The 18,102-nt window shown below is 52.4% G+C and carries 17 protein-coding genes; 16 read left to right on the forward strand and 1 reads right to left on the reverse strand.

The genetic code is table 11. The features are described 5' to 3' along the window. The first annotated feature begins 4 nt into the window (after window positions 1-4). The 12 genes from uppS (at window position 5) to BW941_RS16815 (ending at window position 12,885) form a co-directional block, all read left to right on the forward strand. Window positions 5-772: an undecaprenyl pyrophosphate synthase gene (uppS, locus tag BW941_RS16760; protein WP_076518010.1), complete on the forward strand. Its 768-nt coding sequence runs from the start codon at window positions 5-7 to the stop codon at window positions 770-772. Then, window positions 765-1,610 carry a phosphatidate cytidylyltransferase gene (locus BW941_RS16765; protein WP_076518012.1) on the forward strand — a complete coding sequence of 282 codons (846 nt, stop codon included), beginning with the start codon at window positions 765-767 and terminating at the stop codon, window positions 1,608-1,610. Before uppS ends, BW941_RS16765 begins: the two co-directional genes overlap by 8 nt. Further along, window positions 1,607-2,788 (forward strand): 1-deoxy-D-xylulose-5-phosphate reductoisomerase, encoded by a 1,182-nt coding sequence (gene ispC / locus BW941_RS16770; protein WP_076518014.1) that lies wholly within the window; start codon window positions 1,607-1,609, stop codon window positions 2,786-2,788. The genes BW941_RS16765 and ispC overlap by 4 nt, the downstream gene beginning before the upstream one ends. Continuing rightward, window positions 2,785-4,122, forward strand: coding sequence for an RIP metalloprotease RseP (gene rseP, locus BW941_RS16775; RefSeq protein WP_076518016.1), 1,338 nt, complete (start codon window positions 2,785-2,787; stop codon window positions 4,120-4,122). The genes ispC and rseP overlap by 4 nt, the downstream gene beginning before the upstream one ends. Window positions 4,123-4,149: 27 nt before the next feature. Next, the gene (bamA, locus tag BW941_RS16780; protein WP_076518018.1) at window positions 4,150-6,708 is read left to right on the forward strand and encodes an outer membrane protein assembly factor BamA; all 2,559 of its coding nucleotides are present in this window, start codon (window positions 4,150-4,152) and stop codon (window positions 6,706-6,708) included. 27 nt (window positions 6,709-6,735) lie between these two features. Continuing rightward, entirely contained in the window at window positions 6,736-7,236 is a 501-nt protein-coding gene (locus BW941_RS16785; RefSeq protein WP_076518020.1) for an OmpH/Skp family outer membrane protein, read from the forward strand. Between the two features lie 17 nt (window positions 7,237-7,253). After that, on the forward strand, window positions 7,254-8,270 hold the full coding sequence (gene lpxD, locus BW941_RS16790; protein WP_068441130.1) for a UDP-3-O-(3-hydroxymyristoyl)glucosamine N-acyltransferase: 1,017 nt from the start codon (window positions 7,254-7,256) through the stop codon (window positions 8,268-8,270). 3 nt (window positions 8,271-8,273) lie between these two features. Then, window positions 8,274-8,738 (forward strand): 3-hydroxyacyl-ACP dehydratase FabZ, encoded by a 465-nt coding sequence (gene fabZ, locus BW941_RS16795; RefSeq protein ID WP_076518022.1) that lies wholly within the window; start codon window positions 8,274-8,276, stop codon window positions 8,736-8,738. Further along, window positions 8,735-9,505: an acyl-ACP--UDP-N-acetylglucosamine O-acyltransferase gene (gene lpxA / locus BW941_RS16800; RefSeq protein ID WP_076518024.1), complete on the forward strand. Its 771-nt coding sequence runs from the start codon at window positions 8,735-8,737 to the stop codon at window positions 9,503-9,505. The genes fabZ and lpxA overlap by 4 nt, the downstream gene beginning before the upstream one ends. Before the next feature lies 1 nt (window position 9,506). Continuing rightward, complete coding sequence (gene lpxB, locus BW941_RS16805; RefSeq protein ID WP_068441138.1) at window positions 9,507-10,643, forward strand: lipid-A-disaccharide synthase; 1,137 nt, start codon at window positions 9,507-9,509, stop codon at window positions 10,641-10,643. Continuing rightward, a complete protein-coding gene (gene rnhB / locus BW941_RS16810; protein ID WP_084189103.1) occupies window positions 10,640-11,308 on the forward strand; it encodes a ribonuclease HII in 669 nt (222 codons plus the stop codon). The genes lpxB and rnhB overlap by 4 nt, the downstream gene beginning before the upstream one ends. Window positions 11,309-11,412: 104 nt before the next feature. Further along, complete coding sequence (locus tag BW941_RS16815) at window positions 11,413-12,885, forward strand: methyl-accepting chemotaxis protein (protein WP_076518026.1); 1,473 nt, start codon at window positions 11,413-11,415, stop codon at window positions 12,883-12,885. Between the two features lie 34 nt (window positions 12,886-12,919). Here BW941_RS16815 and BW941_RS16820 read toward each other — a convergent pair whose 3' ends face one another. Further along, window positions 12,920-13,717, reverse strand: a complete 798-nt coding sequence (locus tag BW941_RS16820) for a lysophospholipid acyltransferase family protein (protein WP_076518028.1) — start codon at window positions 13,715-13,717, stop codon at window positions 12,920-12,922. Between the two features lie 74 nt (window positions 13,718-13,791). Between BW941_RS16820 and BW941_RS16825 the strand changes: the two genes are divergently transcribed. From BW941_RS16825 to BW941_RS16840, 4 genes are all read left to right on the forward strand, one after another. After that, the gene (locus tag BW941_RS16825; RefSeq protein ID WP_076518030.1) at window positions 13,792-14,997 is read left to right on the forward strand and encodes a BaiN/RdsA family NAD(P)/FAD-dependent oxidoreductase; all 1,206 of its coding nucleotides are present in this window, start codon (window positions 13,792-13,794) and stop codon (window positions 14,995-14,997) included. A 125-nt stretch (window positions 14,998-15,122) separates the two neighbouring features. Then, a complete protein-coding gene (gene nosR, locus BW941_RS16830; protein ID WP_076518032.1) occupies window positions 15,123-16,481 on the forward strand; it encodes a response regulator c-di-GMP phosphodiesterase, NosR family in 1,359 nt (452 codons plus the stop codon). Between the two features lies 1 nt (window position 16,482). Next, window positions 16,483-17,031: a heme NO-binding domain-containing protein gene (locus BW941_RS16835; RefSeq protein WP_076518034.1), complete on the forward strand. Its 549-nt coding sequence runs from the start codon at window positions 16,483-16,485 to the stop codon at window positions 17,029-17,031. Continuing rightward, window positions 17,024-17,959 carry a sensor histidine kinase gene (locus tag BW941_RS16840; RefSeq protein ID WP_076518036.1) on the forward strand — a complete coding sequence of 312 codons (936 nt, stop codon included), beginning with the start codon at window positions 17,024-17,026 and terminating at the stop codon, window positions 17,957-17,959. Before BW941_RS16835 ends, BW941_RS16840 begins: the two co-directional genes overlap by 8 nt. Window positions 17,960-18,102 lie beyond the last annotated feature (143 nt).

Genomic DNA, 18,102 nt, shown 5'->3' on the forward strand with positions numbered 1-18,102 from the left:
GGACATGTCCACAAGTATTGATGACTCCAGTGCAGCACAGGGAAGTGTGCCGCGCCATGTCGCCATAATTATGGACGGCAATAACCGCTGGGCGAAAAAGCGGTTTATGCCGGGTGTGGCAGGGCATAAAGCGGGTGTGGATGCGGTCAGAGCAGTCGTTGAGACATCTGCGAAAGCAGGGGTTGAGGTGCTCACTCTGTTCGCATTCAGTAGTGAGAACTGGCGCCGCCCAGAGCAGGAAGTCAGTGCACTTATGCAGCTGTTTATTGCAGCCCTGCAACGGGAAGTAAAAAAGCTTCACAAGAATAATATCCGCCTGAAAATCATGGGCGACCTCTCCGCTTTTTCTGAAAAAATCCAGGGCCTGGTGGCCGAATCTGAAGCAATGACTCAGTCCAACGATGGTATGACGCTGGTGGTAGCGGCGAACTATGGCGGGCAGTGGGACATCGCTCAGGCGGCGCGACGTATGGCTGAGGAAGTAAAAGCAGGTCGGATGCAGCCCGAAGATATCACTGAGCACAGTCTGCACCAGTACACCTGGCTGAGCGAGTTCCCAGCGCCGGATCTGATGATCCGTACCGGTGGAGAGCAGCGTATCAGCAACTTTATGCTGTGGCAGACGGCTTATGCTGAGTTCTATTTTTCAGACGTACTCTGGCCTGATTTCAAAGAAGAAGAATATAAAAAAGCATTAGACGTCTTTGCCAGCCGGACGCGGCGCTTCGGGCGGACTGATGATCAGTTAAAGGAAGCCAAGAACGGTGACTAAGCAGCGCGTTATAACGGCATTGATACTCGCCCCGGTAATGATCGTGGGTATCTTCTTCCTGCCGCTCAAGCCTTTCGCATTTTTCATCGCAGCGATCTGCAGTATCGGTGCATGGGAGTGGGCGAATATCGCGGGCTACAAAAAGAACTGGAGCCGTATCCTCTACGCCTTCTTCGTATTTGTCTGCCTTTACGTCAGTGCCCGATTCCTCCGCATCAATCCAGAGTGGAAAATCTGGTTTCTTGCTGCCGGCACCTTGTGGTGGACGGTCGCTTTTGCTCTGGTAAAGCGTTACCCCGGTGGTACCGACATCTGGAACGCGCGTGTTATCAGAGCCTTCCTCGGTTTGTGTGTATTGATCCCGATGTGGGTAGGCTTTATGCACCTTAAAGAAGAGCCGCACAGTTCTCTGCTGATCATCTATGTCATGCTGGTGGTCTGGGGTGCTGATACAGGTGCTTACTTCGCAGGCCGTAAGTGGGGCAACAGCAAGCTGGCGCCACACGTGAGCCCGGGTAAGTCCTGGGCTGGTTTCTGGGGTGGCTTTGCCACAACCATTTTCCTGGCTGCAGTAACCTGTGTTGGTCTGGATCTGTGGCTACAGCCTCTGACAACGGAAGATGTTGTTAAGGTATTTGTCATTACCGCTGCGACCACTGTGATCTCTGTGTTGGGAGATCTGGTTGAAAGTATGATGAAGCGTCATCGTGGTATCAAAGACAGCTCATCGCTGCTACCGGGACACGGTGGTGTGATGGACCGTATTGATAGCATGGCGGCGGCTGTGCCCGTATTTGCGTTTATGATGATGTTGCTCAATTGGGGCCTCGCTGTATGACGCAGTGGATTACCGTGCTGGGTTCTACGGGCTCTATCGGTTGCAGTACCCTAGATGTGGTGCGTCGCCACCCTGAAAAATATCGTGTGTACGCCCTGACTGCGGCGACGCGTGTGGCCGAGATGGCCGGACAGATTGCTGAGTTTTCACCGCGTTATGCGGTAATGGCGGACGCCAGTGCGGCAGCTCAGTTGCGTGAACAGTTACCAGAGGACTGTGTCACCGAAGTACTGAATGGCGACGATGCACTGGTTCAGGTTGCTTCTGATGAGCGTGTTGACCAGGTCATGGCAGCGATTGTTGGTGCTGCCGGACTGCTGCCAACCCTGGCGGCTGCGAATGCAGGCAAACGGGTTCTTCTGGCAAACAAAGAAAGTCTGGTCATGGCTGGACCTTTATTCCTGGGTGCAGTGAAGAAGGGCGGTGCCGAGCTGCTTCCTATCGACAGTGAACACAACGCCATTTTCCAGTCTATGCCGGCTGACTATGCAGGTCGTCTGGATGCGAGCGGGATTCGTAAGATATTGCTGACGGCATCCGGCGGGCCTTTCCGCGGACGTCAGTCTTCTGAACTGAACGATGTGACGCCTTCTCAGGCCGTTGCTCACCCGAACTGGTCGATGGGTGCCAAAATATCCGTCGACTCTGCCACCCTGATGAACAAAGGCCTCGAGCTGATTGAAGCCTGCTTCCTGTTTAATTGTGACGCTGACGATGTTGAAGTCGTCGTTCACCCGGAAAGCGTTATTCACTCGATGGTTCAGTATTGCGATGGTTCAGTGTTGGCGCAGTTAGGTCAGCCAGATATGCGCACACCCATTGCGTATGGCATGGCCTGGCCGGAGCGTATTGAGGCTGGCGTTGAGTCACTGAATCTATTTGATATTGCGCGACTCAACTTTGAAGCGCCGGACGAAGAGAATTTTCCTTGTCTGGCTCTCGCCAGGGTGGCTTTTGCGCAAGGCGGTACCATGCCTGCGGTACTGAATGCAGCGAATGAAGTCGCTGTAGCGGCTTTCCTGCGCGAAGACATCCGCTTTACGACGATTCCTGCGTTGATTAAAAAGGTGATGGATCAGCACTCTGTAGTGAGCGCCGATTCGCTCGATGTTGTGCTGTCGGCTGACAGCTGGGCGCGAGCAACCGCTGAAAGTTTTCTTCAGGAGGAGAGCCTTTGACGCTGTTATATTTCATCATAGCGATCAGCATTCTGGTGGTTATTCATGAATATGGTCATTTCTGGGTTGCTCGCCGTGCCGGAGTTCAGGTACTGAGATTCTCTGTAGGCTTTGGTAAACCTCTGTTCTCTGTGAAAGATCGCCACGGCACCGAGTACTCTCTGGCGCCTATTCCATTGGGCGGTTACGTCAAAATGCTGGATAGCCGGGAAGCTCCGGTTGCTGAGCATTTACGTGATCAGGAATTTAACAGTAAGTCGCCATGGGCGCGGATTGCGATTGCATCGGCGGGGCCTATTGCCAACTTCCTCTTCGCAATACTTGTCTATACCTTACTTTTCTGGGCTGGCTCAAAGCAGTTTATCCCGGTAGCGTCTGACATTACTGAGGGTTCGCCCGCTGCGATTGCAGGGGTACTGCCGGGTGACGAACTGAGCGCGATTGATGGCGAGAGTACTCAGTCGTGGCAGGACGTCAGCTGGGAACTGTTGTCCTTTCTGGGAGAGACGCGCACGGTCAGCCTGGAAGTCATCCGTGACGGACGCCCGGTTGAACTGAGCCTGCCACTTAACCGCTGGTTAAGTGAAGAAGAAGGGCCAGACCCTCTGAGCAAATTGGGTATTACCCCGCGGATGCCAGAGATTCCGCTGGAAATTTCCCAGATAATGGAAGACTCGGCAGCAGAGTTAGCGGGGCTTCAGGCCGGTGATACTCTGGTTGCTGCGAATGGTGAGCCGATTGCCAACTGGCAGGACTGGGTGACCCTGATTCGTAATTCAGCGGGCACGTCGGTACGGGTTGAAGTGGATCGCGCCGGTGAGATTATTGAAGTCGAAGCCTGGCCACAGAGTATCACCCTGGAGAGCGGCGAAGTCATTGGCCGTATTGGTGTGATGCCGGTTGCTCCGGTTGCACCAGACGACTGGGTGAGAGAAGTTCACCCGGGCCCTGTGAAGGCATTTGTGATGGGTGTCGACAAAACCTGGAGCCTGATCGTACTGACGCTGGACTCCTTGTGGAAAATGCTGATGGGCGATGTCTCCGTAAAGAACTTGAGCGGCCCCATCACCATTGCTAAAGTAGCCGGCGATTCTGCGTCGGGCGGCCTCATTGTTTTTGTTAACTTTCTGGCGCTGCTGAGTGTGTCGCTGGGCGTACTTAACCTGTTACCTGTGCCCATGCTCGACGGTGGTCACATTTTGTTTTATACGGCTGAGCTGATTCGTGGTAAACCACTGCCAGAGTCTGTTCAGATCGCTGCGGTAAAAGTAGGCATGATGTTGTTGCTTATGCTGATGATTGTCGCTTTCTACAATGATATAAGCCGCCTCTGAGGAGGCGGCGACTGGGTTTTTATTTACATGCGTTTTCTGCTGTCGGTTATATCCCTCTGGCTCTTGTCTGCCTCACTCCATGCTGCCTCCTTCACTGTTGAAGATATTCGCCTTGAAGGGCTTCAGCGGGTCTCGGCGGGTACCGTGTTCTCGGCGTTCCCGATTGCAACCGGTGATACTGTGGACGACGCACGTATCGCTGAGGCGACGCGTGCACTGTTCCGCGAAGGTTTCTTTGAAGATATCGAGCTGTACCGCGACGGTAATGTGCTCGTTGTACGTATGGTCGAGCTGCCGACCATTACCTCGATCGAAATTGAAGGTAACAAAGCGATTCAGACAGAAGCACTGATGGATGGTCTGAAGCAGAGTGGGCTGGCCGAAGGCCTTGTCTTCAAACGCTCAACCCTTGAACGAATTTCACTGGAGCTGGAGCGACAGTACGTTGCTCAGGGCCGTTACGACGCCGGTATTGTCACTGACGTAGAACCTCTGCCGCGCAACCGGGTAGCACTGAAAATTAATGTCGACGAAGGCAACGTTGCGACCATTGAGCACATCAATATTGTCGGTAACGAAATTTTCCCGGATGAGGAGCTGCTGGGTCCGCTGGCTTTGCAGAGCACGAACTTCTGGTCGTGGTACTCCAGCGACAATAAATACAGCCGCGAGAAGCTCGCCGGTGACCTCGAAACACTGCGCTCTTACTATCTTGATCGCGGTTATATCCGCTTTAACATCGAATCAACCCAGGTGTCTGTATCTCCCGATAAACGTGGTGTCTACATCACCGTCAGTGTATCGGAAGGTGAGCTCTACAATATCCGCGATGTAAAACTCGCGGGTGATCTGGTCGTTGATGAAGACGAGCTGACTCGCCTGTATATGGTGAAAGAAGGCGATGTGTTTTCACGCCGCCGCGTTACTTTCACCAGCGATCTGATGACTAAGCGCCTCGGCAACGACGGTTATACCTTCGCTAAAGTGAACGGTATTCCAAAAATCGATGACGAAGAGCGTCTGGTCGACATGACCTTCTACGTTGAGCCTGGTAAGCGTACCTACGTGCGTAGCGTGCAGTTCTCAGGGAACGACGGAACCCGTGATGAAGTGCTGCGTCGTGAGATGATTCAGATGGAAGGCGGCTGGGCATCTACCGAGAAAATTGAAGCCGGTAAAAATCGCCTGAATCAGCTGGGCTTCTTCAAAACAGTTAACGTGGAAACTCCAGCGGTTCCGGGCACCGATGACCTGATCGATGTTAACTATACGGTCGAAGAGCAGCTGAGCGGCAGTCTGAACTTTAACATCGGTTATGCTGCTGGCTCAGGCATGATCCTGGGTGCCAGTGTCAGCCAGAATAACTTTATGGGCAGTGGTAACCGTATGTCTCTCGGTGTGCAGAAGACGGACACGGTTGAGTCTTATAACTTCTCCTACCTGAATCCTTATTACACTGTCGATGGCGTCAGCCGTGGCTTTAACTTCTTCTACCGTGAAACCGACTTCGAAAGTCTGAGTACGGTGAGCGATTACCAGACCAACACTTATGGTGGCAACGTCACGTTCGGCTATCCGATTTCTCGCCGCCAGCGTTTGTCGTTCTCGGTCGGTTATGCGAATACCGAAATGTTTGAAGGTGTGACTGTTCCGGCTGAAATCACTGACTTTATCGACTCAGAAGGTGATGTGTTCGATGAATACACACTGGGCCTCAGCTGGCGTTACAGCTCTCTCAACCGCGGTCTGTTCCCGACCGATGGTATGGAGCATAAGGTAAAAGCCGATATCTCGGTGCCGGGCAGTGATCTGACGTATTACAAGACCAGCTATACCTCGAACTACTACTTCCCTCTGGCGACTGAGTGGAGTGTACGCCTGAGAACGGACCTGGGTTACGGTGATGGCTTTGGTGATCTTGAGCGCCTGCCTTTCTTCAAGAACTTCCGCTCTGGTGGTATCGGTTCTGTACGTGGCTATCAGATCAACAGCCTTGGACCAAAAGGCTTGCCTGAGTACGTACCCGTCAGCCTGGCTGAGACCGATGCAGCAGGCAATGTCGTGTATGAAACGGACGAGTTAGGCCGACCACTGACCAGCGACAGTGCGCCTCAGGTTATCTACATCAAAGACGCCGATGGTGGAGCAACAGCAATTTCTAACAGTGCTGGCTACGTTCCATCTTACGAGACAGACAGCTCTGGCGCCGTTGTGACGGCACCTTTCTTCCGTGAAACCGAGCGCGCTTTAGGCGGTAATATGCTGGTGGAAGGTAGTCTGGAATTGATTTTCCCAACCCCGTTCATTGAAGACCGCAGCTCTGTTCGCAGTGTTGTCTTCCTGGATGCGGGTAACACCTTCAGCAGCGAATGTTATGTGCCGTCTGATGTTGATCTGCCGAGTTTTGATTCACACCCGTTCTGTGATGAAGGCCTGCAGTTTGAAGAGCTTCGTTACAGCACAGGTGTTGGCTTGACGTGGGTAACGGCAATCGGTCCTCTGACATTTACTTACTCATTCCCACTGAACGAACAGCGTGGGGATAGAACAGAAGGCTTTGAATTTACACTGGGTCAGGTATTCTGACGACAATCATTATAAAAGGAGAACAGAATGCGCTGGATAATGGCACTCATTGCAGCAGCAACCATCAACGTAGCGGTCGCAGCCGAGGCAACCAAAGTGGCTGTCGTCGACATGGAGCGGGCGTTATTCCTGTCTGACGCGACACAGGAAGCGTTGAAAGAATTCGAGAAAGCCAACAAGGCAGACATCGATAAACTCAAAGGCCTTCAGGAAAGCCTGACTGAGCTGCAGAAGAAAATTGAAAAAGAAAAAGACTTCATGAGCGACGAAGAAGCTCGTGAAATCAAAAATGAATTTGAAACCAAGGGTCAGGAATACCAGTTCTACGGCAACAAACTGCAGAAGCTGGAACAGAAGTGGCGTCAGGAGCTTTTCCAGAAGCAGCTTCCAAGCCTGGAAAAAACCCTGAAAGAACTGATCGACAAAGAGGGCTATGACGTTGTTCTGAATGCTCAGGCAGCGATCTACAAGTCTCCAAAAGCAGATATCACCAAACTGCTGCTGGAACGTCTTAACGCTGAGAAATAATAACGGACGATCCTCCCGTGCAGATCAGTCTATCTGAATTGGCCGATCACCTCGGAGCTGAGCTTCGTGGTGACGGCAATCAGCAGATCACCGGAGTTGCGACCTTAAAGGAAGCATCCTCCGGTGAAATTGCTTTTCTGGCCAACGAAAGTTATCGCAAGCAGCTCGCAGACTCTGCGGCGAGTGCGGTGATCGTTCGTGATGCCGATGCTGAACTCGTCTCAGGCAGTGCTCTTGTCTGTGACAATCCCTACCTGGCGTTTGCCCTCGCTACACAGTTATTCGATAACCGCCCACGTACTGCCTCTGGCATTCACCCGACAGCGGTGATCGCAGAGTCGGCAAAAGTGGGTGAGGGATGTCGGATTGCGGCTAATGTCGTAATTGGCGAAGACGCGATTATCGGCGACGATTGTGAAGTCGGCTCGGGTACGGTGATTGGTGATCATTGTGTGCTGGGTGGTGGATGCCACCTGAATGCTAATGTCACGCTCTATCACGACGTTACTCTCGGAGAGCGGGTGAGAATCCACTCAGGAACCGTGATCGGTGCTGATGGTTTCGGGTTTGCGCCTGATAAAGGGCGTTGGGTCAAAATCATGCAGCTGGGTGGCGTGCGCATCGGCAACGATGTCGAAATCGGAGCCAACAGTTGTGTCGACCGCGGTGCGCTGGGCGACACGGTGATCGGTGATAACGTCATCCTCGATAATCACGTACAGATCGCTCATAACGTTGAACTGGGTGATGGGACCGCGATGGCAGCTCAGGCCGGTGTTGCTGGCAGCACTAAGCTTGGCAAACATTGCACACTGGCGGGTAACGCAGGCGTTGCCGGCCACCTTGAGTTGTGTGATGGCGTCTTTGTTGCTCCGAAAACCGTTATCAGTAAATCCATTAACACTCCCGGTGGCTATGCCACCGGGACTGCGCAGATGCCAATTAACGACTGGCGTAAAGCGGCGACCCGCTTCCGTCAGTTAGACAGTATGGCAAGGCGCATTAAAGACTTAGAAAAACAACTGAAGGACTGATGCATGTCCGGTGCAACCATTGAACAGATTCAGCGGGTGATGCCTCACCGGTATCCCTTCCTGCTGCTGGACAGAGTTTTGTCCTGCACAACTGACCCGGAAGAAAACTCCCATATTGAGGCGCTGAAGAACGTCTCAATCAATGAGAACTTCTTCAACGGTCACTTTCCAGGCCATCCAGTTATGCCCGGTGTACTGACGCTTGAGGCTCTTGCTCAGGCAGCAGGCTATCTGGGCATGATGATGATCGGCGATGCCCGTGATCCAAACACTATTTTTTACTTTGCGGGTTCAGACAACGTGCGCTTTAAGCGGCCCGTTATGCCTGGTGATCAGCTTATTCTGAAAGCAGCATTCGTCAGCCGCCGTCGGGGTATCTGGAAGTTTGACTGCAAGGCTGAAGTGGATGGTGAGGTTGTCTGCTGTGCTCACATTATTTGCGCTGAACATACTCTGGAGGTGGCATGATTGACCCAAGAGCTGTGATCGATCCTGCTGCGAAAATTGCAGAGGGTGTGGAGATCGGTCCTTTCTCTATTGTTGGCCCGGACGTTGAGATCGGTGAAGGAACCGTCGTAGGTCCTCATGTGGTTATTAAAGGTCCGACGACGATCGGTAAGAACAACCGCATCTTTCAGTTCTCGACCATCGGTGAAGAGTGTCAGGATAAAAAGTATGCCGGCGAGCCGACTACTCTGGTGATTGGTGATAACAACGTGATCCGCGAAGCCTGTACCTTCCATCGCGGAACCGTTCAGGACAAAGGCACCACCCTAGTTGGTAGCGACAACCTCTTTATGGTGAATGTTCACGTTGCTCACGATGCGGTGATTGGTGATCACTGCATTCTGGCCAACGACACTAACGTAGCGGGTCATGTTCATGTAGGTGACTGGGCGATCCTTGGTGGCTCTACTCAGGTTCACCAGTTCTGCATGATTGGCGCCCATGCCATGTGCGGTGCAGGGACTGTCGTTCTGAAGGACATCCCAGCGTTTGTGATGGCGCAGGGATATCCGGCGCAACCTCATGGCATTAACAGTGAAGGCCTGAAGCGTCGCGGCTTCGAAAAAGACAGCATCATGCGTATCCGTGCAGCCTATAAGACGATCTATCGTCAGAACCTGACTCTGGCAGAAGCCAAAGAAGCGCTTGCGCCTGTGGCAGCAGAGGATGCTGGCGTAGCCATGCTGCTCGAAAGTATTGAAGCTGCCAGTCGAGGGATTATCCGCTGATATGCGAATCGCGTTGGTGGCCGGAGAGACTTCCGGAGATATGCTGGGCGCCGGTCTTATCCGCTCGTTGAAGGAAAAATACCCAGAAGCGACGTTCGAAGGCATCGGTGGCCCAATGATGCAAAGCGAAGGTATGGTCAGCTTTGTGCCGATGGAGCGTCTCTCTGTGATGGGCCTGGTCGAAGTGCTCGGTCGCCTGTTTGAGTTGATCAACGTACGCAAGAAGCTCGTCCGGGACTGGATTGCGAATCCGCCTGATGTGTTCATCGGTATCGACGCGCCAGATTTTAATCTGGGGCTCGAACAGCAGCTTCGCGCTGCCGGGATCAAAACCGTTCATTACGTCAGTCCTTCCGTCTGGGCCTGGCGCCAGAAGCGTGTTCTCAAGATTGAAAAAGCCGTCGACCTGATGTTGACACTTTTTCCTTTTGAGGCGCGATTTTATGAAAACCACAAAGTACCGGTACGTTTTGTTGGCCATCATCTTGCCGACAAAATTCCATTCGAGACGCCCAAAACACCCGCCAGAGAAAATCTCGGCCTTGAGCTGAACAAGAAAACCGTCTGCCTGATGCCAGGTAGTCGGGGCAGTGAAGTCTCGCGTTTGGGTAAGCTGTTTCTGGATACGGCAAGCCTGATGCTGAAAAAAGATCCGGACCTCAGGTTTATTATTCCTGTCCCTGGTGTTGAGCGTCGTGATCAGGTCGAGCAGCTGGTGAATGAATACCCGGAAGTGTTGCCGGTAAAAATTATTCTTGGTCAGTCGCAAACCTGTATGGCGGCTGCCGACGTGATCCTTCTGGCCTCAGGAACCGCGACCTTAGAAGCGATGCTGATGAAGCGGCCCATGGTGGTGAGCTACCGTCTGGCACCGCTGACTTACTGGATTCTCAAGCGCATGGTGACACAGGAGTTTATCTCCCTGCCGAACCTGCTTGCAGGCCGGGAAGTTGTACCTGAGTTGCTGCAGCATGATGCTCAGCCAGAAAAACTCGCGGCGGCCTTGGCAGAGCGCCTTGAAGATAACGATACTGTGCATCAGCTACAGGAAACCTTTCAGTTTATTCATCGTCAGCTGCAACGAAACGCGGATGAAGAAGCGGCCGAGGCCATCAGCCAGCTGTTGAAAGCCAGATGACTGATATCAACAAGCCAGAAGTGGCTGACTCAGAAGTAATCGAGCCAGAAATAACCGACCCAGAAATAACCGAAGAAGAAGCCGCTCTGATTCGCGAGGGGCTGATCTATTGTGGCGTGGATGAGGCGGGCGCTGGCCCTTTGTGCGGAGATGTCGTCGCGGCCGCTGTGATTCTCGATCCCGATAAGCCGATCCCTGAACTCACAGACTCGAAAAAGCTGACTGAGAAAAAGCGTGAGCGGCTGTTCGACGAAATCCGTGAAAAAGCCGTTGACTTCTGTATTGCCAGCGCATCGGTCGAAGAGATTGATAGCATCAACATCCTCAATGCCCGGATGCTGGCTATGACGCGCGCTGTCGAAGGGTTGCGTGTCCCGTGCGACCACGCCCTGATCGATGGTAATAAACTGCCTGATTTAAACCTGCCTGCTACTGCCCTGATCAAGGGGGATGCCAGAGTTGCAGCAATCTCTGCGGCTTCTGTGTTGGCCAAAGTTCAACGTGATCGTGACATGGTCGACATGGAAGAACAGTACCCGGGCTACGGCTTCGCGAAGCACAAAGGCTACGGTACCAAAGCGCATCTTGAAGCTCTCGAAGCCTTAGGCCCGTGTCCTATCCATCGTCGGACTTACGCTCCGGTAAAACGTCTTCTGAAAGACTAACCTTCAGATTTTGAGGGTTTATGTAAACCACCTGCCAGTTTTGTGCAAAGTCGGTTCCCGGTACTAGTCTGGAAATAACTATCCATTCCCGAGGGCTGCTCTGAATGCTGCGTTATTTGGATTCCTGCATCGCCACACCGCGGCCGGTTAAGCCTGAAAAGCTACTGAAGGCCCGGGTACTTGCAGGTTTGGCTATCTGTGCCATTTTCGCCATGCTGGTGATTCTGGTGTCGCAGGCCATGCTGGGCGTACAGGGATTTACCGCAGAGCATCATGCGTTTCTCGCTTTAGGGTGTATCTGCCTTCTCCTGGTCCGCTTCACTCATGCGATAGAAATCACGGCTCGTCTGCTACTGATCGGAATCCTGTTGTACTTCTCCTACGGCGCTTACTTAACAGGCGGCCTGACAAGCTTCCTTATCCCCGGACTGTTGGTTTACCCATTGGCTTGCGCCATTCTCGCGGGCCTGAAATACGCACCCTATTGGGTAATTGCAGGTCTTGGCTCTCTTGTTGTTCTGGGGGTTATGGACCCAGACAGCAGCGTACCGATGTCGGATTACGCGTCCGATATGCTGCACATGATAGGCATGTTACTGGGCGCGGGTGCGATTGCTGTGCTGGCGCTGATTTACGAAGGCTCTAAGAATACGGGGTTCCGGAGACTTGAGCATCAACGTAAAGACGCAGAAGAACTGAGTGACCGGATCAGTGAGCTGTTGATTTCAGTAAATTACTCCATCGTTGTGATCAGCCAGGAAATAAGCGCCATAGCGCGTCGCTCCGATGAGACCGCAGGCGAAATGAAGTTACAGTCTGAATTTGCTAATGAAATTCATAGTGGGATGGGCGAGCTTCGTCAGCAGGTGGCGGAGAACGCCGGGCTTTCGAAAAAGCTTGCTGAGGATGCCTCGTCGTCTGGTGAGCTGGCCTCGGAGAGCGTCGACATCATGGCCGCATCCAACAAGGCAATGGCTGCGGTGTCAGACAAGATCTCGGAAGCCGGACGGCATATTGAAGAACTCGACCGGCGTAGCAGTGAGATATCAGAGATAGTGACTGTGATTCAGGCGGTCGCAGAGCAAACCAACTTACTGGCACTGAATGCAGCGATTGAGGCGGCCCGGGCAGGAGAGCATGGTCGCGGTTTTGCGGTGGTGGCCGACGAAGTGCGTCAACTTGCAGAGCGAACGCACCGTTCGAGTGGAGAGATCAGCGATAAAGTCACGGGTATTCTCAAAATTACTCATCAGGCACAGGAGTCCATGCGTCAGGTGAGTGAGCTGGCGGAGTATGGCCGTGAGAGTTCTGATAAGTCGAATCAGGCGGTAGGGGTGTTGCTGAATACTTCTAACGAGATTAATGCATACCTCTCGGGGTTATCTGAGTCGAGTGAGAGCCAGAATGCACTGAATGAAACAGTGACGGAGCGGTTTGATTCCATCCGTTCTGCGATAGAGAAGGCGTTTTCCTCAACCTCTGAAGTTGCTGACGCGATTCAGAGGCTGGAAAATGAGGTCTCGACGCTTTCTCAACTGGCCAGTTCATTTGCAGGTAGTGACGCCGAGTTATTCTGATCTCCTCTTTAGGGAGGCTCAGGTACGAGGTTGTTCAGGTCAGCCCCTTAAGGCCGTACGTCATATTTTTGAGCCAGTCCGCCAGTTCTTCATCTGAGAATTGCGTAACCTGTTCAGGCGTAATGGGCTCACCAATCACCATCCGAATGGTTTTATTCTGCTTCTTAAGAAACTCAGCAGGAATCCGCAACGTACGGATCAGCGGATGTACCTTGCCGAGCAGGTGAAAGCTCAGGCTGTTCTGGCTATCAAAATAGATCGGGATGACCGGAACGTCCGCGCGCTTAATAAGCCGCATACTGGAGAGTGACCAGCTTTTGTCTTTGATGCCTGACTGACCTTTGTACCAGGTGGATACTTCTCCTGCCGGGAATAATCCCAGACCCAGTCCTTTGCTTAACTGATCCAATGACTTCTGTGTACCCCCCATCGCCTTTGGGCCACTGTTCTCGAATGGATTCACTGTGATAAACAGATCGGAGAAGGGCTCAAAGTAGGCCAGCAGGAAGTTCGCAATGACCCGGTACTCGGGGCGTATTCGTCCGATAATCAAAAGCAGAATGATACCGTCGAGGAATCCGAAGGGATGATTCGACACAGTAATAAAGGGGCCGCTTTTGGGAATAACCTGAGCTAATCGTTCGACATCGTAATCTAACTGGATGTTCTGATCTTTCAGTGCGTCTTCAATAAGATCAATGCCATGCTGGCGATCAACACGGTCATAGATTTTCGTCAGCTGAGGAATTTTTAATAATCTGAGTACAATGTCAGCCTGCCATTCAGCGAGGCCTGACGCCTTTATCAATCCTTCCCGATCAATCAGGGGCATATCAGCAGTCCAGTCAGTCACAAAACGCTGGCATAATAGCAGCCGCAAACAGCAGGGCAATAGCAGGAAGAAGAATGTCGACGACCACAGATGTCATCATTATTGGTGCCGGAGCAGCAGGTTTATTCTGTGCTGCACGCACCGCCGCCGAAGGGCGCACGGTCACAGTACTGGACCACGCCAATAAGGCGGGTAAGAAAATTCTGATGTCGGGTGGGGGGCGTTGCAACTTCACTAACTACTACATAGAACCTGCCTGTTATCTCAGCCAGAATCCACATTTCTGCAAGTCAGCACTCTCCCGGTATACACAATGGGACTTTATCGATCTGGTCAGTCAGTACGGTATTCCGTTCCATGAGAAGAAAGACGGGCAGTTGTTTTGTGATAACAAATCCTCGGACATTCTTGAAATGTTGCTTGAAGAGTGCCGTCGGGCAGGGGCTGAATTACAGCTGAATACCTCGGTAGAGGAAGTCAGGAAGAGTGATACAGGCTTCACCCTGAAAACCTCGGCCGGTGATTATTCGTGTCGTTCGCTGGTGGTTGCAACAGGGGGGCCGTCGATACCGACTCTGGGGGCCACGGGCTTTGGTTATGATCTTGCGCGTCAATTCGGACATCAGGTGTTTGCGCCGCGCGCCGCACTGGTGCCATTTACCATTACAGATCAGTTGAGCACTTTGTGTAAGGCGCTCTCGGGTACCGCCTTACCAGCGTCTGTAACCTGTGGTGATCAGGTGTTTAATGACGACTTACTCTTTACACACCGGGGCTTGAGTGGCCCGGCTATCCTGCAGATTTCTTCATACTGGACTCAGGGAGACACGGTTGAGATTAACCTTCTGCCTGCTATCGACCTGACTGAAGCCTTCAAAGAGGCCCAGCAACAGAAAGGTAAAACCCATCTCAAGACCTGGCTGGCGAGCCTGACGACACAGAAGTTTGCTGAACAGTGGCTGGCACATCACCAGCTGGAAGATCGCTTTCTCGCTGAAACGGGCAAGAAAACCATCAAGGCACTGGCCGAGTCGTTGCATCAGTGGCGTGTCAAACCGGCGGGTACGGAAGGCTACCGGACTGCAGAAGTCGCGATTGGTGGAGTCGATACAACAGAGTTGTCTTCTCAGACGATGGAGTCCCGTAAGGTGCCTGGCCTCTACTTTATTGGTGAAGTTGTCGACGTCACAGGCCATCTGGGCGGATTCAATTTCCAATGGGCCTGGGCCAGTGGCGCTGCGGCTGCTGAAGCGCTTTCTGGGGCGCTTCCTGAAAGGTAGCCCTGCATAGCAACCTGCCTATTATGACATTCAGGATATGGCCTTACGGGAATATTACGTAAGGTTCAGGCATGGGTCACAGCTTTGTCTAGACTGAAATCAGTTCCTTATGCCGGAGTGATTTCATGGCGTTTGCAAAAGCAGCAGCCCAGGACACTGAAAAGCCCGTCAAGCCTGTCATTCTGTTGGTTGATGACGAGGAGAATATTCTCAAGTCTCTGACCCGCTCTCTGGGCCGGCTGGACGTTGATATCACTACGGCGAGTTCTGTAAGCGACGCACTCTATATTCTCGAGAATACCGACGTGGATCTCATCATCAGCGATATGCGCATGCCCGGAGCGGATGGCGCCGAGCTGTTCAGAACCGTCGCTGAAAAATCCCCCAGTACACTGCGCTTCCTCCTTACCGGTCATTCCGACATGGAGTCGACAATACGGGCGATTAATGAAGGTCAGATACATCAATACCTGACCAAACCCTGGGACGACAACAAACTCAGAGAATTGATCGAAGAGTCGCTGCACACGCGTTTGCTCGAAGCGAGAAACCAGCGTCTGCAGGCCGAGCTGGTGAGTAAGAATCAGGAACTCGAAGAACTCAATAGTTCCCTTGAGAAACGAGTGACTGAACGCACCGAAGAGTTAAGGCTGCATGCGCGTCTGCTTGAACACGCATTCGATGACCTGCAGAAAAGCTATGGGCACGTGCTCAGGTTAGCGTCAAGCCTGGGGGCTTTGCGGGAGCCAGGCGCTGCAGCGGCTGCCGAGCTGCGTTCCTCAATGGCCGAGTCACTGGCTGAGGCTCTCGGACTGGCCGAGGCTGATGTACGTGAAATCCGGGATGCTGCTCTGCTTGCGGACCTTGGCAATATAGGCCTTCCTGATGAATTGTTGAATAAACCGCTGGTGGACTTTGACGGTGCTGATATGCAGCAGTATGCCCAGGTGCCAGTGCTCGCGGAGGCGGCTTTGATGGGCATACCCGGGATGCGCCATAGCTCCGCTATGTTACGCAGTCAGTTCGAGCGATTCGATGGTTCTGGCTATCCAGACCACTTGTCTGGCTCAGGGATACCAGCAGGTGCCCGCATCATTGCGATAGTAAGAGACTACACTGATCTTATCCGTGGTCGCTTCACTGGAGAAGAAATGGAGCCGCAACAAGCGAAAGCCGAGTTAGTTCGCCAGAGCAATATGAGATACGACCCGGCAATCCTGAATATCTTCTGTGAAGAATGTGGGGCTTTTGATACCAACAACCTCGCCGATAACGCCTGCTACCTGAGTACAGACGAACTTGAAGCCGGAATGGTGTTAGCGCAGGACCTTTACAGTGAGAAAGGCATGATTCTTCTGCGTAAAGGCCACGACCTGACTGCCGAGTTGATCAGCCGTCTGAGTCATCTGGAGGAATGGTCCGGTCGTACGTTGGATGTGGCGGTCGAAAAGCAAACAGGTTTTACCAAAGAGATGAGGGGATGAAATGAAAGGGGTAGTGTTCGACATCCTCAGAGACATGATCGAAGAGAAGTTCGGCCTCGAAGGCTGGAACCACTTGCTTGAGAAGGCAGGTTCCCATGGTATGTACCTTTCTTCGGAGAGCTACGATGACAGCGAGATGGTTGCTCTTCTTGGTGCTGCCTCCGACATGACCGGCCACGATGTCCCGACATTACTGCATTCGTTCGGCGAGTATATGGTCAAAGAGTTCTATGCTCGTTTCCCCATCTTCTTTGAAAACAGCGACGGACTGATCGACTTTCTCAAATCCGTGGATCAGATCGTTCATGCCGAAGTGTTGAAATTCTATCCAGACGCCAACCTGCCATCCTTTTCTTATGAAGAGGATGGAGAGCACACATTGACGATGATCTACAAGTCGCAACGAAAGCTATGTCACCTCGCAGAAGGTCTGATAAGTGGGTCGGCGAAGCACTTCAAAGAACCGGTAACGATTAAACAACCTAAGTGCATGCACCATGGTGATGAGGTGTGTCACATTGTGATAACCGTCGGGGGAGCTGATGATTGAAGACTATCGTGCTGCCTATTTGAGAGAGAAAACGCTGCGGAAGCAGGCAGAGCAGATGCTCGAGGATAAATCCCGGGAGCTCTACGACTCATTCCGTAAGTTACAGCAAGCTCATGACAGTATGCAGGAGAACCAGAAAGCGCTTCTGCACAACGAAAAAATGGCATCTCTGGGTGTCCTGTCTGCTGGCGTTGCGCATGAAATCAACAACCCGATCGGCTTTATCTACAGTAACTTCTGCACCATGTCGGAAGGAATGTCTGACATCCAGACGTTCGTATTCACCATGGACAAGCTGGTCAACAGCGACGCCGATGGAGAAAAGATACGAGAGGCATGGCGGGAAGGCCTGACACGGTACGACGTAGAATATCTGCTCATGGACTTCGAGAGTCTTACCTCCGAAACCATCGAAGGCCTTGAACGCGTCAAGCAGATTGTAGCTGATCTTAAATCCTTCACCCGGGAAGACAGCGGTGAAATGGACCTGGTCGACATCAATGAGTGTGTGCGTGGTGCTGTAAACATTCTCAGCAACCAGACCAAGTACCATGCGCAGGTACATGTCGATTATGGTGAACTGCCTAAGGTTAAAGGTTACTTCGGTAAGCTGAATCAGGTCTTCACCAACATGATCGCTAATGCGAATCAGGCGGTTGACGAGAACGGCGACATTCACATCTCCACAACGTACAACAACGGTTACATTGAGATCCGCTTCCAGGACAATGGCCATGGCATCAGCAAAGAGCACCTCAACCTGCTCTTTACGCCGTTCTTCACCACGAAACCCGTGGGTGAAGGAACAGGGCTTGGGCTGTCGCTTTCGCACGGGTTCATCGAAGAACACAATGGCCGCATCAAGGTCGAAAGTGAGATCGGAGAGGGCACAACCTTCACTATTTTCCTGCCTCCCGCAGACGACTGACCTCCCCTTAATGCCCATTCACTGAAGAAATAGTACATATAGATACTATTGATTTTAATTATGGGATCTAAAGCACTACTATTCGCTCTGTCAGAAGTCGCGGATCAGCAATTTCGCTGCTCTGTGAAACTTTTCAACCCACT

This window comes from Thalassolituus maritimus, assembly GCF_900156675.1.
Lineage (GTDB): Bacteria > Pseudomonadota > Gammaproteobacteria > Pseudomonadales > Oceanobacteraceae > Thalassolituus > Thalassolituus maritimus.

Coding starts and splice junctions, on each gene's coding strand:
- uppS (WP_076518010.1), top strand. CDS start 5: ATGTCCACAAGTATTGATGACTCCAGTGCAGCACAGGGAAGTGTGCCG.
- ispC (WP_076518014.1), top strand. CDS start 1,607: ATGACGCAGTGGATTACCGTGCTGGGTTCTACGGGCTCTATCGGTTGC.
- bamA (WP_076518018.1), top strand. CDS start 4,150: ATGCGTTTTCTGCTGTCGGTTATATCCCTCTGGCTCTTGTCTGCCTCA.
- BW941_RS16785 (WP_076518020.1), top strand. CDS start 6,736: ATGCGCTGGATAATGGCACTCATTGCAGCAGCAACCATCAACGTAGCG.
- fabZ (WP_076518022.1), top strand. CDS start 8,274: ATGTCCGGTGCAACCATTGAACAGATTCAGCGGGTGATGCCTCACCGG.
- lpxA (WP_076518024.1), top strand. CDS start 8,735: ATGATTGACCCAAGAGCTGTGATCGATCCTGCTGCGAAAATTGCAGAG.
- lpxB (WP_068441138.1), top strand. CDS start 9,507: ATGCGAATCGCGTTGGTGGCCGGAGAGACTTCCGGAGATATGCTGGGC.
- rnhB (WP_084189103.1), top strand. CDS start 10,640: ATGACTGATATCAACAAGCCAGAAGTGGCTGACTCAGAAGTAATCGAG.
- BW941_RS16815 (WP_076518026.1), top strand. CDS start 11,413: ATGCTGCGTTATTTGGATTCCTGCATCGCCACACCGCGGCCGGTTAAG.
- BW941_RS16820 (WP_076518028.1), bottom strand. CDS start 13,717: ATGCCCCTGATTGATCGGGAAGGATTGATAAAGGCGTCAGGCCTCGCT.
- BW941_RS16825 (WP_076518030.1), top strand. CDS start 13,792: ATGTCGACGACCACAGATGTCATCATTATTGGTGCCGGAGCAGCAGGT.
- nosR (WP_076518032.1), top strand. CDS start 15,123: ATGGCGTTTGCAAAAGCAGCAGCCCAGGACACTGAAAAGCCCGTCAAG.
- BW941_RS16835 (WP_076518034.1), top strand. CDS start 16,483: ATGAAAGGGGTAGTGTTCGACATCCTCAGAGACATGATCGAAGAGAAG.
- BW941_RS16840 (WP_076518036.1), top strand. CDS start 17,024: ATGATTGAAGACTATCGTGCTGCCTATTTGAGAGAGAAAACGCTGCGG.